The organism is Mariprofundus micogutta (assembly GCF_001895085.1).
GTDB lineage: Bacteria > Pseudomonadota > Zetaproteobacteria > Mariprofundales > Mariprofundaceae > Mariprofundus > Mariprofundus micogutta.
On the sequence record NZ_BDFD01000009.1, the window covers coordinates 40,993 to 53,602 of the forward strand.

A 12,610-nucleotide genomic window follows, 5' to 3' on the forward strand; every position below is an offset into this window, starting at 1 on the left:
TGCCCAGTTTTTTGATCGATACTATATCAGTGAGCATGAGCATGGAGGGTAGAGGCTTTTTATTACACAGTCCTGACAGGAGTGGAATTTGACTCAACATGAGATGGCACAAAAATCCTCTTCGGATATTCAGATCTCTATTGTCGTTCCGGTATACCGCAGTGAACCGATTCTGCCCAAGCTTGTTGATGCTGTACTAAAATCCATGACAGATGAAAAACTTGCAGATCACTTTGAACTGATTCTGGTCAATGACTGCAGCCCGGATAATAGCTGGGAAGTAATATCTAAGCTGGCCAATGAACATGAGTATGTGAAAGGCATCAACCTGCGGCGTAATTTCGGCCAGCATAATGCAACCATGGCCGGATTAAATCATGTGTCCGGTGATATCGTGGTCATTATGGACGATGATTTACAACATCCTCCCGAAGTTATAGGCAAAATGATCACTGCTATTTCTGATGGTTATGATGTCTGTTATACACGTTATAAGAACCGCAAACATCCACTATGGAAAAAACTTGGCAGCCAGTTTAATGACTGGGCATCAACCAAGTTTCTTGGCAAACCCCGAGGACTGTATCTCTCCTCCTTTAAGGCCATTCGTAGAGAAGTCGTCGAAGAAGTTATAAAATATGATGGTCCTTACGCCTATGTGGATGGTCTGATTCTGGATGTAACCCGCTCAATCACGGCTATTGATATCGAACACCAGGCTCGGCTGGAGGGGGAAGGAAATTACAGCCTGCTCAGCTCTATCTCGCTGTGGATGAAAATGGCAACCAGCTTCTCTGTTTCCCCGCTTCGATTTGCATCTTTTATGGGGTTTGCACTGGCGTTACTCAGCCTTGTCATGATAGCGATTATATTCATCCAGAAAATCCTGCACCCTGAAATGCCAGCCGGGTGGGCCTCTTTGATTGCCACCATTCTGTTTATCGGCGGAGTACAAACATTATGTATCGGTATGATCGGTGAATATCTCGGTCGCACCTATCTCAAACTCAATGGTAAACCTCAATATACAGTTGCGGGCCTCACCTGGAAAAATGATGCCCGATAAAGTTGCTTGAATGGTGCATTTCATTGAATTCATGCTCTCCGACATGATAGTCTCTGTGCATCTTTTTAAACGGCAAAGGTCTATCCTGCTCATACATTCATGAACACAGACATCAATACTTTAAAATCCGAACTGCTTGAATTTCTGGATCTGATTCCATTTGACGCCATTGCTCAGCAAGTTGCTGCCAGCACAGGAAAACCTGCCGGTGAAATTTCTTCGCTGCTGGATACTTATGCCAACGAAAGTCTGGTTTCGCTTGATCTGGTGATTGAGCGGTTGGATAGCGCCGAACGAATTCTGGAGGTCGGTGCTGGACTCTGCCTGTTGAGCCTTTTCCTCAAACAGCAGGGTTATCCTATTATTGCACTGGAACCGGCACTCGGTGGTTACGGCATTTTTGATCAAACAAAAGATGCCATTCGAGAACATTTCTCCACACTTCAACTCGAAGTGCTGACTGTCCCGGCACAGGAATTAACTCGGGAGAAATACGGTTCATTTGATCTCATTTTCAGTAATAACGTCATGGAACATATCCCCGACTGGCAATCTGCAATTCACGCCATGGCCAGTGTGTTGAGCGAAAATGGAAAAATGGTGCATTCATGCCCCAACTATACCATCCCCTATGAGCCTCATTATGGTATTCCGGTATTTCGTCACTTCCGCGCATTGAGTCAGCGGCTGTTTCTTCCTGAAACCTCAGATACCGATATCTGGAATTCTCTGAATTTCATCACCTGCTTCAATGTAAGAAAATTCTGCAAAGAAAGAAAACTTTGCTATGGATTTGAAAAAGGTCTGCTATACAAAGCATTCAAACGAGTCGATGATGATCCGGTGTTTAAAGAAAGACATAAGGGGTTAATTGTCTATGTGGCACAAATCATGATGAAAACTCCATTTAAACAGCTTGTACGTAACATCCCCGCCAGCCTTTCCACGCCGATGATATTTGAAATATCCTGTCTTCCGGAACAAAAGGACTAGTTGATATGGCACAGATAACAAGCGGTATTCGCAGCATTCTCTCGCATCCAGCCATGTACAATTTCACACAAAACTTTCTGGGTGTCAGAAAAGCCAGAAGAATCCTTACCAGTGAATATTTCCCTAACAAGAAAGGCTTAAGAATACTCGATATCGGCTGTGGAACGGCGGAAATTCTCGAGTTTCTGCCCGAGGATATACATTACGTCGGTTTCGATGCATCCATGCAATATATTGAACAGGCCAGACAACGTTTCGGAAATAGAGGTGAGTTTTTTTCCGAACTGGTCAACAGTGCACATCTGAACCATCTGGGTAAATTTGATGTGGTGCTGGCATTCGGTGTGTTGCATCATCTGGATGACCCGGAAACAGCCATGTTATTTGATCTGGCCGTCGAGGCTCTGGATCACAATGGTTCAGTCATTACAGTTGATCCCTGTTTTTGCCCGGAACAATCAGCCATTGCCCGTTGGCTGATTGAACATGATCGTGGTCAGGATGTGCGCAATGAAAATGGATACTGCCAACTGGCCTCGACACACTTCAGCAATATAACATCTACTCTCCGCCACGATTTATTACGGGTTCCATATACCTATTTGATTATGAACTGCAAAAATGAAGCAGAACAAAGTGCCACTAGCGATGCTAGTGAACATCAATAGTTTTAATTGATCTCAATGCTATTAAGGTTCATAAAATGAATGTTCTGGTTATCGGGGGATGTGGTTTTATAGGCTCTCATATTGTTGATGCATTTATAGCATCCAATCATGAAGTCAGCGTGCTTGACCGTGGCAGTGAGAAATTTCGTCCTCCGCTGAAAGGCGTAAAGTATTTTCATGACAGCATCCTCTCAATTAAACACGTTCAGCAAGCAGTTAAATCAGCCGATTATATCATCCATACAGCCAGTTCAACGACTCCAGCTACATCCAATTCAAACCCTCAAGAAGATGTCGACAATAATCTGACAGGTATGATCCAATTGCTCGAATGCATGAGGGAAAATAACAAAAGAAAGATACTATTCCTTTCTTCAGGAGGTACCGTATATGGTATCCCCAATACTATTCCTATATCTGAGAATCATCCTCTAAATCCGAATTGCTCTTATGCTGTAGTAAAAATCGCTATGGAACATTATCTGAACATGTATGCTCAACTTTATGGCTTCCAAACAACAATCTTAAGGCCTTCAAACCCTTATGGACCTCGTCAAAGCTTTTCAGATAATCAAGGTGTCATTGCAAACTTTACTGCTAAAACCGTTCAAGGAGAGTGCCTTACATTATGGGGAACCGGACAAGAAGTACGTGATTTCCTGCCAGTCAAAGACCTGGCAAATGCTTGTGTTAAGGCAGTTGAAGGCGATATTTCTGGTATATTCAATATTGGCAGTGGTACAGGCCACTCTATTCAAGAAATCATCAATACGCTTGAAAGTATCCATGGTTCAAGATTAAGAATTCATCTAGAAAAGCGCAGAGCATTTGATATTCCTAAAGTTGTTCTGGATATTGAGAAGGCAAAAAAAGAACTCAACTGGACACCAAACGTTAACCTTTCTGAGGGAATGAGAGAATACTACAACTGGTTGAAAGGTATTAGTTCAGAATCATTCTGTGGCAGCTCATCATGACAACACAGTCATTAAAAACTCTCACTTTTCTGGCAGCAATTGTTTTGTTTCTTCCACTGCCCATCATGCAATATGTCGCCGAGGAAAGTTATTACGCACTAGGCTCGTACGAAATATTTGTTGATAAACACTGGTGGCACCAATCGGTTTTCGGTCTTGCATGGCCTAAAACAGCGCTGTACAACTGGCTGATTATCGGCGTTGCTCAGCTTATCGGCTGGCAACATCTCGAGATCGCAACCCGCATCGTTTCAGTGTCGGCATCCTTAGGTTCTGCTGCAGTCGTATTTTTCATGGCCCGCCGCATGTTTCCAAAACAAGTGAATGCACCATGGCTGGGGGCTTTGATCTATCTCACTATGGGTGAAATCTCATTCTGGTACGGATGGCTGGGATATGCCGATGCAACGTTCGGTTTCTTTATTTTTGCTGCGATCTCCAGTCTCTGGATTGCGATTGAAGAAAGACAGGTGAAATGGTTACTTATTTCACTGCTGTTGATTTCTCTGGCTTTCCTGACCAAAAACATCAGTTGTTACGTCATGTATATCTCTGCCGGTCTCGTCCTGTTATGGCGATACCGGAGCTGGGATCTTCTGCTTAAACCATTTTTTGTACTACCCGTACTTATCAGTTTCACACTACCCTGGATTTATCAAAATCTGATTCTGGATGGTGGTGCCAATACCAGCATTGCCATCGGCGATGCCATGCGCAACTTCCTAGGTTATGAACTATTAAAATATGTCAGCCACTGGCTCAGTTATCCGCTACTGTTCCTTGGCCGTGCATTTCCCGTCACCCTGATCCTGATCTGGCTCTATCTGAAAGATAAACAGCGTTTTGTAATGAGTTCGGAACTCGTAACCATTCTCTATATCCTGTTGATCTGCCTGCTCCCCTTCTGGTTATCTGCCGCAGGCACCCCCCGCTACCTGATACCCTTCTATGGACTGCTGGCATTAGTCCTTACCGGACTGACCCTGCAGTTGAACTTCAAACGTTCAGCACTGGTACTCAAGATCATCGCCATAGTTATTCTCATTAAAGTCCCATACAGCTTTGCTGCTCTCCCCTATATCAAGGACTGGAGGCCGGAGCGTGACATTCAGGCAGTTGTTGAAGATATTATGCAGATTACGGATGGCAAAACGCTACGTACCATGAATGATGTTTCCACGGGTTTGAGTATTGGTTGCTATATCAATGTTCGCACACCGCATGATCAGTATCTTCGCTGGTATGACGGCAAAGAACGACGGGTTTATGTATTGAGCGAGATGGAAGACCCAAAGCTGGGTAAACTGGTAAAACATTGGCGGCTACAGGGGCACCATACTTATCTCTATTGGCAACCATAGTGAGGGGATAAAGGAATATGATTCTGGTTATTGGCGACATCATTGTAGATGAATTTATTTGGGGAGATGTTTCACGTATCTCTCCTGAAGCCCCAGTTCCGGTCGTTTCCGTCAATGAAATCGATCGAAGGCTCGGCGGCTCATCCAATGTTGTGCGTAATCTGCATGCGCTTGACACTGGCTCCGCTATGTTCGGTATTGTTGGCAACGATGAACCGGGTGAATGGGTGAAAAACCGTCTTGCCGAGTTAAACTCGGATAACAGCGGGGTCATCACCAAAACAAATGATCGCCCTACCGCTATCAAAACCCGCATTATTGCCCGTCATCAACAGGTCGTGCGCTATGATCGGGAATGGACTCAGGCAGCAAGACAGGAAAGCCACGAAGCCATTATGGCGAGTCTGGAAGATCTGCTGCCACAATCTAGTGCCACAATCCTCTCTGATTATGGTAAAGGTGTATTAACGCCAGATTTTATCCGCCAGCTAATTGAGCAGATGCAAGGCAGCATTATCGCGGTAGATCCGAAACCGGAACACACCGATGCCTATGCCGGTGCAACAGTCATTACGCCCAATCTGATGGAAGCTGCTGCCATGGCAGGTCTGGAGGCCATCAATGATGATGAACATGCTGAACTGATTGCCCAAACCCTGCATGCTAAGCTTAACCTCCAGTATGTTCTGCTTACCCGTTCTGAACGGGGCATGACCCTGTATGATGGACAGCAAAGTCATCATATCCCGACAGCGGCACGCGATGTCTTCGATGTAACCGGTGCTGGTGATACAGTGATTGCAGTATTCACGGCCTGTCTGGCAAGAGGTGATGATGCACTGACCGCTGTAAAACTTGCCAATCAAGCAGCAGGCGTTGTGGTCGGAAAAGTCGGTACTGCCACAGCCAGCTGGTCTGAGATCGAGGCGCACTAATGTTTTTTAGACACAGATGCTCTGGGGAAGCCTCTCTTGCGCAAACGCACTTCGCCTTGTCCACGCAGATTATCGCAGATGCAGAATCTCTTGAAAGTATAAATTCAACACATCCATTCCAGTTGATTTCAGTGTCCATCTGCGTCCATCAATATCAAATATCATGAAGATAGCTATTGGCATTCCGGCCCGCATGGGCTCCACCCGCTTCCCCGGCAAACCACTGGCTGAACTTGCAGGTAAACCGATGATTCAGCATGTGATAGAAAAATCACTGGCTGCTGATCTCGGGCCTGTATTTGTTGCTACCGATGATGAACGCATTGCCAAAGTCGCCCGTGATTGTGGGGTCATAGCTTGTATGACCAGGCCCGACCATCCCAATGGCAGCAACCGTCTCGCCGAAGCAGTACGTGAAATCGCCTGCGATGTTGTGGTAAATGTGCAGGGTGATGAACCACTGATTGATCCAGCTGCCATTCGCGCTGTCGTAGAGCCATTTAATGATGATGCCTACCTGCCCATGGCAACACTGGCGCACCCGCTTAGAAATGAATCAGACCTGTTTGAACCCAATGTGGTGAAACTGGTCTGTAATGCCAGAGGCCGCGCCATGTATTTCAGTCGCGCCGCTATCCCCTACCCTCGTTCAGGTTCAGCCGCTGCTTTACAGCATGTCGGACTCTACGCGTATCGCAAAGAGTTCCTGCTGATTTATGCATCGATGGATGCTTGTGAAGCTGAGGAGACTGAACAGTTGGAGCAGTTACGCGTATTGCATCATGGTTATGATATTGCAGTTACAGTGGGTGATTTCCACTGTATCGGTGTAGACACGCCCGAAGATCTTGCCCGTGCAGAGGCTTTACTAAATGGTAAATAGTTACACCTAGGGATGTAATATATAACACAGCATCATACTTCTTATGCTTTACACTTGAGCCAGCATTATCCTGAGGAGGCTCTCCCCATGAGCAAATTCAATCTGTTTTCCCGCGCGACAGCTTTAACCGCAGTTTTATTTCTGAGTGCTTGCGCAACGATGATTACCCCGACCGAGCTATCGAAAGTAAAATTTTCACTGGACCGTGTTTCTGCTGTTCAGCTTGCCGGCATAAACCTGATGGAGATCGACACACTTGATGAACTGAATATGTTTCAAATCGCTCGTGCCAGCATGGCCGTTTCGCGTCAGAGCCTGCCACTGGATCTCACTCTGCATCTGAAATCGGAAAATCCGTTGGCCAACCAGGTAGCGGCAAGACTGATCCGCATGGACTGGACACTTGTACTCGATGGTCGGGATACCATCAGCGGCAGTATGGAGAAGAATATCCAAATGGCCGCAGGAGAATCACAGGATATCCCACTCAACCTCAGCTTGAACATGTTTGAATTTTTTGATGAAAAATCTGCCCTGGATATGTTGGACCTGGCTCTTGCCTTCGCTGCTGAGGATGGAATGATGCCACAGGGTGTAGCCCTGAAAATCCGTCCCACTATCGATACCATGTTCGGTCCGATCACCTATGGATCCCCTTTGCTGATTGAGTCACGTTCAGAATCAAAGGGCCAACGACAGGTCTTTTAATTCGTGAACGATCAGCGGCTAAGCCGCTGATTGTTCACACAGTTAATTCAGAGCCTCAAGTAATAAGGCCAGTGCATAAACAACCGTTTTCGCCTGAATTTCATGACGGGCACCCGTCAAGTTCAGACAACGGGTCACAGTGTCAGAATCCGGTAGCGATACTGCAACCCAGACTGTACCAACGGGTTTGTCGGCATTGCCTCCAGCAGGACCGGCAATGCCGGAAACTGCAATGCAGATATTTTTTTCATCACCTCCACCTTCTGCCATAGCAGTAACGACTTCCCGGCTGACTGCACCATATTCGGTAATCAGTACCGGGCTTACATGTACCTCATCCATTTTGGCTGCATTGCTATAAGTCACCCAACTGCGATCCACGACATCGGATGCGCCGGGCATACGACACAATCGAGCTGCAATGCCACCAGCCGTACATGACTCTACTGTGCGGATTCCCATCCCCAGCTGTCGCACTGTTTCTATGACCTGCTCTTCGATCAGCAAACCTTGATCATTTAATATGGTTGCTGAATTCGTGGCCTCATTTCCTATCCAGGCACTTAGTCCGGGTTCAAGCATGAGAGCACCATCAGTTCCTGCCATAACATGTAACGGCAGGAAGTCGCCCTGATTGAGTTGAGAAAGATAGGAGTGACGCTGATAAGCGATATCGCCGGGAGAAAGAAACAATATCGCACGCTCACCAGACCGATAGGTCCAGCAAATGCGATGCGGGTTTTCAAATAACAGGTGACTTGCATCAAACTGACCTGTCTCAGCCATCTCACTGTTATCTACCTGCAAGCCAAGCGAGCGAGCGGCCTGAATTAGTTCGGACTCCTCAGCAAAAAACAGACGCCATACTGCTTTTTCTTGTTGCCAACCACCTGACTCTATTAAATGGACAGCGACAGATTCTGCCCCTGCAGACAATAACCAGGCTTTCAACCAGCCAGTTGTGATACCTGCTGCATTCAGGCTAAGTAATCCAGCTTCTGAGATAATCCACTGGGCTGATTTTACCATTGCAAGCCAACCATCAGACAAAACCAAGCATTGCAGCTGCAGCCAGCACTACCCCTGCCCCGATTATTCCGGCTGCCACATCATCAGCCATGATTGACCACCATGGCGGCCCCAATAGTTCCACAAACGAGATGGGCCAGGGTTTGAGAATATCGAACAGACGAAAGGATATAAATGCCAACAGATATACCATTGGAGCTGTACCGAGAACAATGGCCAACAGTGCCATGTTTATCCACAACCCTACCCACTCATCAATAACAATCCAGCCGGGATCTTTATCCTGAATCTGTTTCAATACTACGGCACAAATCCAGCAGCCAAAGGCCAGCAGCAGCAAAGAAGCTATGAACAGCCCGCTTATGTCGACCAGTTCAATCAACAGCCAGGCTGGCAGCAGTGCAGCTAATGAGCCCCACGTGCCCGGTGCCTTGGGTAACCAGCCACTGCCAAGGCCTGCAGCCAGCCAGAAATGCCAGCCACGATTACTCAAAATGCAGATATCCCTGTTTTTTCACACTGCATAACACACCGTCCCGATAAAGATGCACGCCGGTCCCGGCGCGGCAAGTGCCAATCTTCACAGCCAGCGCATTCGGAATCACCATGGACGCCGGGGCTGTAAACAGCAGTGCATAATCTTCGCCGCCATGCACCACGGCCTCGAATGCAGGCTCACATCCGGCAACCTGATGACAAAGGTGCAACCATTCCGGCACCTGAGTCACCTCGATATCCATGCCAACCCCTGAAGCATCAGCCAGATGTCTGGCATCCTGAAGCAGCCCGTCACTGACATCGAGACAACATCGAACCCCCATCTCTCTCAGATGAACACCTGCAGCCAGTCGCGGCGTAATCTCATTGATGTGGTGAACAAATTCACCGTGTTTATCACCGCTCATCCACTGTTTTAAACCGAGTGCGTGAAAACCGACTCTGCCAGCCAGCCAGACATTATCATCCGCCAGAGCTGTGTTCCGGCACATGGCCGTTCCTGCAGGCAATTGCCCGGCGACTGTCACACTCAGAGCATTGGTCGCAGATCTGCAGGTATCACCACCGACCAGTTCAACGTTATATCGCCTCAGAGAACGGCTTACACCTTTAGCCATGGCTTTCACGGCATGCTTGTCTTTTGCCATCACGTTGACCCATACTGCAATAGCTTCAGCGCCCATCGCAGCCAGATCGGAAAGGGCTGCACAGACTGAGCGGTCTGCTGCCAAATCAAGCGACATATCATGCGGCCAGTGCACATTCTCTACTGAGCTGTCTGTACTGACCACCAATTCCATACCATCTTTCAAACCATGAACTGAAGCATCATCGCCAATGGCCAGACGGGTGAAAGGATGGCTATGCCCTCCCTTGCCCTTGAAATGCTTATCAATAAGGGAAAATTCGTTGTCGCTCACTGAACAGATCCTTTTTCTATAGCGAACTGCCCATCATCAGCCTTGACCGTGGCAAAGAAAAAACCGTCATGGCTGGATGATGGAAACAGCCGCGTTTTGGATAAGACTTCGCTGTTATTAAGCACGTCTTCATTTTCCTGCTCATGAATGGAACATACGGCATAAACCAACTCAGCATCAGCTTTAACAATACGTTTTGCCTCACTCAACAACTCAAGTTGAATAGCTGCAAGTTTCATCACCTCATCCCGATCATGCAAAAACTTTGCATCCGGATGTCTACGTAATATGCCCGATGCAGAACATGGAGCATCCAACATCACTGCATCCACCCTGTTTGATAATAAGGGAAGAATGCCGGCATCAGCCCTAATCACGCTTACATTGTCGCAACGCATACGCTCCAGATTTTCACTCAAGCGCGGCAATCGTTTCTCGTTCAACTCCACTGCTATAACTCTGGCTTGGGGATAGCGTTTACTCAGCAAAGCGGTTTTGCCGCCCGGAGCTGCACAAATATCAACGATCAGAGCATCTTGTTTGCTTACATTCAGTGCCATCACCGCAGCCTGAGCGGCTTGATCCATAACTGTAAAGTTCCCTTCTGCGAAACCCGGTAGTGATGCCACATCTGTCCCTGATGGCAGCAGAACGGCATAAGGCGACAGGGTTCCCGGCTCTGCTTCAATGCCCATCTTTTGCACCTGATCTATCCATTCAGAGCGATTTTCAAACACTGCCAGACAAAGTGCCGGTGGCTGCTTTAATACTTCAGAAAATCCCTGCACTATCTCTGCACCAAAGGCATCACGCCAACTCGCATAGATCCATTTGGGAAGCTCAACCCTTTGATGTGGCTTGAGTTTTTTTGGTGCTTCATTTTCTGTAACGCGACGTAAAACAGCATTCACAAAACCTTTGGCTTTGGGTTCCATTCTACCCATAGCCGCAACTGTTTCAGATACTGCGGCATGGGTTGGAATACGCATATGACGAAGCTGGTAAGTGCCTAGTAATAGTGCGCAATGCGCTATGGCATCGGGTTTGGTTTTGCAGAAACGGGAGAAATCAGCTTCCAGAGCAAAAAAATGACGCAATACACCGTAAACAAGTTCATGCAGCAGCCGCCTATCCTTTTCTTCGCATTCGGCTACAGCCATGGCGCTGCCCGCCTTCACATGGGAGGAAAAAACCTGATCAAGTACTCGGATAGCAGCAATTCGGACAGTCACAGGTGGCAGGCTACATAGACCTGATTAATTTGCTATGCGGATCAGTATCTTTAACCTGCTGTCTAAATATAGAGGATCACTGAAACATTGAGCTACTGCGACTCAGTGATTGTTCAAACAGCACATAATCGTTAGCTGCAGCCAGTTTGCCGGCCTTCTGAATATGAGCCCTCGCTTCAGGGGTCATTTCCCTACTTAACAGATCCGAGTAAGTGCCCTTGTAAAAATGATCCGGCTCCACCAGCACGCGATATCGAATTGAAGTGGTACGGGATGGTATCTTCGACACCATGAACTCTCTACTTTCACCCGGCATCAAACGGGTGTCCCGCTTCTCCTGCCAACCGTTATCATATTCAATCTCGCGTATAATTTCCCACTGCCACTGTCGCAGTGATATACCTCTACCATCCAGAGCATCTGCTAACACGATGACTTTGGGAGTCACATAGGTTGGAAACGCGTGACCTATCCATATTGAAGTCATCGTCAAAGCTGCACTTTTTTTATCCTGAACGAGCTTGAACCTTAAACCTTTAGCCACCATTTCAGGATCATGAATACCTCGAAACTCATGTTTACGGTCTGGCATGTGACACTGCTGGCAGGTAACACCTTTCTTTTCAAAAGAACTTTTTTTCCATTCAGTTACAGTGTTTTCCAGAGGTTTTCCATTAATAGCCATCGACTGCGGAAACTGGTGACATGAGGCGCAGAATTGTGAGCTCTCAAAAGCCTTCGTTGCAGTAAATCCACCATGCACTGGTCCTTTCACCTTTCCGATTGCACCACTGTTTTTTGGCGGCGGGCCAAAACGTTGCATGCCACGTACATGGCAAACCGCACAGCTGACACCTGAGTGAGTAAGCGGCAAAGCAGGTGCATCCATATCCGCATCTTTTGAAAACCCTTCTTCATGTTTCAATCGAAGTGATACCGACCTCTGCATCGCCTCGGGACTTGTATACAGCTGTTCCTTCAGAGGTGCATGACACTGTAAACAACTGTTAGCTTCTTCATGTCCCATACCCGGGAACTGCCCAACCAGACCCGGAGAATAGGCTTTAGCGTGTAGACTCTTCTTCCAGCTATCAAACTGTTCACTATGGCACTGAGCACAGGATTCAGGACGCAGGTCAGTTTCAAGCTCCGACCAGTCATGTGGCATTATTACTTCTTTTGCCTGCGGGTTATCCCAATATCCAACCGGCAAACCAGGATCAACAGATGCACCGGCTAGCATCATACCCGTCACAATCACACCCACTGCCATCCAAATCTGCCGTTTCATATACTGTCTGCCATATCTCATTCTTTATCAAAAAAGGCGGCCCGTCCAT

13 protein-coding genes are annotated in these 12,610 nt (G+C 47.2%); 8 read left to right on the forward strand and 5 right to left on the reverse strand.

The window, feature by feature from the left end:
* The first annotated feature begins 88 nt into the window (after positions 1 to 88).
* From MMIC_RS06330 to MMIC_RS06365, 8 genes are all read left to right on the forward strand, one after another.
* Positions 89 to 1,066, forward strand: a complete 978-nt coding sequence (locus MMIC_RS06330; protein WP_227819394.1) for a glycosyltransferase family 2 protein — start codon at positions 89 to 91, stop codon at positions 1,064 to 1,066.
* Between the two features lie 99 nt (positions 1,067 to 1,165).
* Complete coding sequence (locus tag MMIC_RS06335) at positions 1,166 to 2,059, forward strand: class I SAM-dependent methyltransferase (protein ID WP_227819395.1); 894 nt, start codon at positions 1,166 to 1,168, stop codon at positions 2,057 to 2,059.
* 5 nt (positions 2,060 to 2,064) lie between these two features.
* Positions 2,065 to 2,727, forward strand: coding sequence for a class I SAM-dependent methyltransferase (locus MMIC_RS06340; protein ID WP_072659627.1), 663 nt, complete (start codon positions 2,065 to 2,067; stop codon positions 2,725 to 2,727).
* 35 nt (positions 2,728 to 2,762) lie between these two features.
* Positions 2,763 to 3,704: an NAD-dependent epimerase/dehydratase family protein gene (locus MMIC_RS06345; protein ID WP_072659628.1), complete on the forward strand. Its 942-nt coding sequence runs from the start codon at positions 2,763 to 2,765 to the stop codon at positions 3,702 to 3,704.
* A complete protein-coding gene (locus tag MMIC_RS06350; RefSeq protein WP_072659629.1) occupies positions 3,701 to 5,065 on the forward strand; it encodes an ArnT family glycosyltransferase in 1,365 nt (454 codons plus the stop codon). Before MMIC_RS06345 ends, MMIC_RS06350 begins: the two co-directional genes overlap by 4 nt.
* Before the next feature lie 17 nt (positions 5,066 to 5,082).
* Complete coding sequence (gene rfaE1 / locus MMIC_RS06355) at positions 5,083 to 6,000, forward strand: D-glycero-beta-D-manno-heptose-7-phosphate kinase (protein WP_072659630.1); 918 nt, start codon at positions 5,083 to 5,085, stop codon at positions 5,998 to 6,000.
* 163 nt (positions 6,001 to 6,163) lie between these two features.
* Complete coding sequence (gene kdsB / locus MMIC_RS06360) at positions 6,164 to 6,883, forward strand: 3-deoxy-manno-octulosonate cytidylyltransferase (RefSeq protein WP_072659631.1); 720 nt, start codon at positions 6,164 to 6,166, stop codon at positions 6,881 to 6,883.
* Between the two features lie 87 nt (positions 6,884 to 6,970).
* Positions 6,971 to 7,591 carry a hypothetical protein gene (locus tag MMIC_RS06365; RefSeq protein WP_072659632.1) on the forward strand — a complete coding sequence of 207 codons (621 nt, stop codon included), beginning with the start codon at positions 6,971 to 6,973 and terminating at the stop codon, positions 7,589 to 7,591.
* Between the two features lie 42 nt (positions 7,592 to 7,633).
* Here the strand turns inward: MMIC_RS06365 and MMIC_RS06370 are convergent, their stop codons facing one another.
* From MMIC_RS06370 to MMIC_RS06390, 5 genes are all read right to left on the reverse strand, one after another.
* Positions 7,634 to 8,620 (reverse strand): CinA family protein, encoded by a 987-nt coding sequence (locus tag MMIC_RS06370; protein WP_072659675.1) that lies wholly within the window; start codon positions 8,618 to 8,620, stop codon positions 7,634 to 7,636.
* A gap of 13 nt (positions 8,621 to 8,633) precedes the next feature.
* Complete coding sequence (locus MMIC_RS06375) at positions 8,634 to 9,113, reverse strand: phosphatidylglycerophosphatase A family protein (RefSeq protein ID WP_083530474.1); 480 nt, start codon at positions 9,111 to 9,113, stop codon at positions 8,634 to 8,636.
* Positions 9,106 to 10,038: a thiamine-phosphate kinase gene (gene thiL / locus MMIC_RS06380; RefSeq protein WP_072659634.1), complete on the reverse strand. Its 933-nt coding sequence runs from the start codon at positions 10,036 to 10,038 to the stop codon at positions 9,106 to 9,108. Before thiL ends, MMIC_RS06375 begins: the two co-directional genes overlap by 8 nt.
* Entirely contained in the window at positions 10,035 to 11,270 is a 1,236-nt protein-coding gene (locus MMIC_RS06385; protein WP_072659635.1) for a transcription antitermination factor NusB, read from the reverse strand. The genes thiL and MMIC_RS06385 overlap by 4 nt, the downstream gene beginning before the upstream one ends.
* Before the next feature lie 76 nt (positions 11,271 to 11,346).
* On the reverse strand, positions 11,347 to 12,561 hold the full coding sequence (locus MMIC_RS06390) for a multiheme c-type cytochrome (RefSeq protein ID WP_072659636.1): 1,215 nt from the start codon (positions 12,559 to 12,561) through the stop codon (positions 11,347 to 11,349).
* Between the last annotated feature and the right edge of the window lie 49 nt (positions 12,562 to 12,610).

What these genes read in the sequence shown, in the direction of transcription:
- MMIC_RS06335 (WP_227819395.1), top strand. Translation starts at nt 1,166, where the DNA reads ATGAACACAGACATCAATACTTTAAAATCCGAACTGCTTGAATTTCTG.
- MMIC_RS06340 (WP_072659627.1), top strand. Translation starts at nt 2,065, where the DNA reads ATGGCACAGATAACAAGCGGTATTCGCAGCATTCTCTCGCATCCAGCC.
- MMIC_RS06345 (WP_072659628.1), top strand. Translation starts at nt 2,763, where the DNA reads ATGAATGTTCTGGTTATCGGGGGATGTGGTTTTATAGGCTCTCATATT.
- MMIC_RS06350 (WP_072659629.1), top strand. Translation starts at nt 3,701, where the DNA reads ATGACAACACAGTCATTAAAAACTCTCACTTTTCTGGCAGCAATTGTT.
- rfaE1 (WP_072659630.1), top strand. Translation starts at nt 5,083, where the DNA reads ATGATTCTGGTTATTGGCGACATCATTGTAGATGAATTTATTTGGGGA.
- kdsB (WP_072659631.1), top strand. Translation starts at nt 6,164, where the DNA reads ATGAAGATAGCTATTGGCATTCCGGCCCGCATGGGCTCCACCCGCTTC.
- MMIC_RS06365 (WP_072659632.1), top strand. Translation starts at nt 6,971, where the DNA reads ATGAGCAAATTCAATCTGTTTTCCCGCGCGACAGCTTTAACCGCAGTT.
- MMIC_RS06370 (WP_072659675.1), bottom strand. Translation starts at nt 8,620, where the DNA reads ATGGTAAAATCAGCCCAGTGGATTATCTCAGAAGCTGGATTACTTAGC.
- MMIC_RS06390 (WP_072659636.1), bottom strand. Translation starts at nt 12,561, where the DNA reads ATGAAACGGCAGATTTGGATGGCAGTGGGTGTGATTGTGACGGGTATG.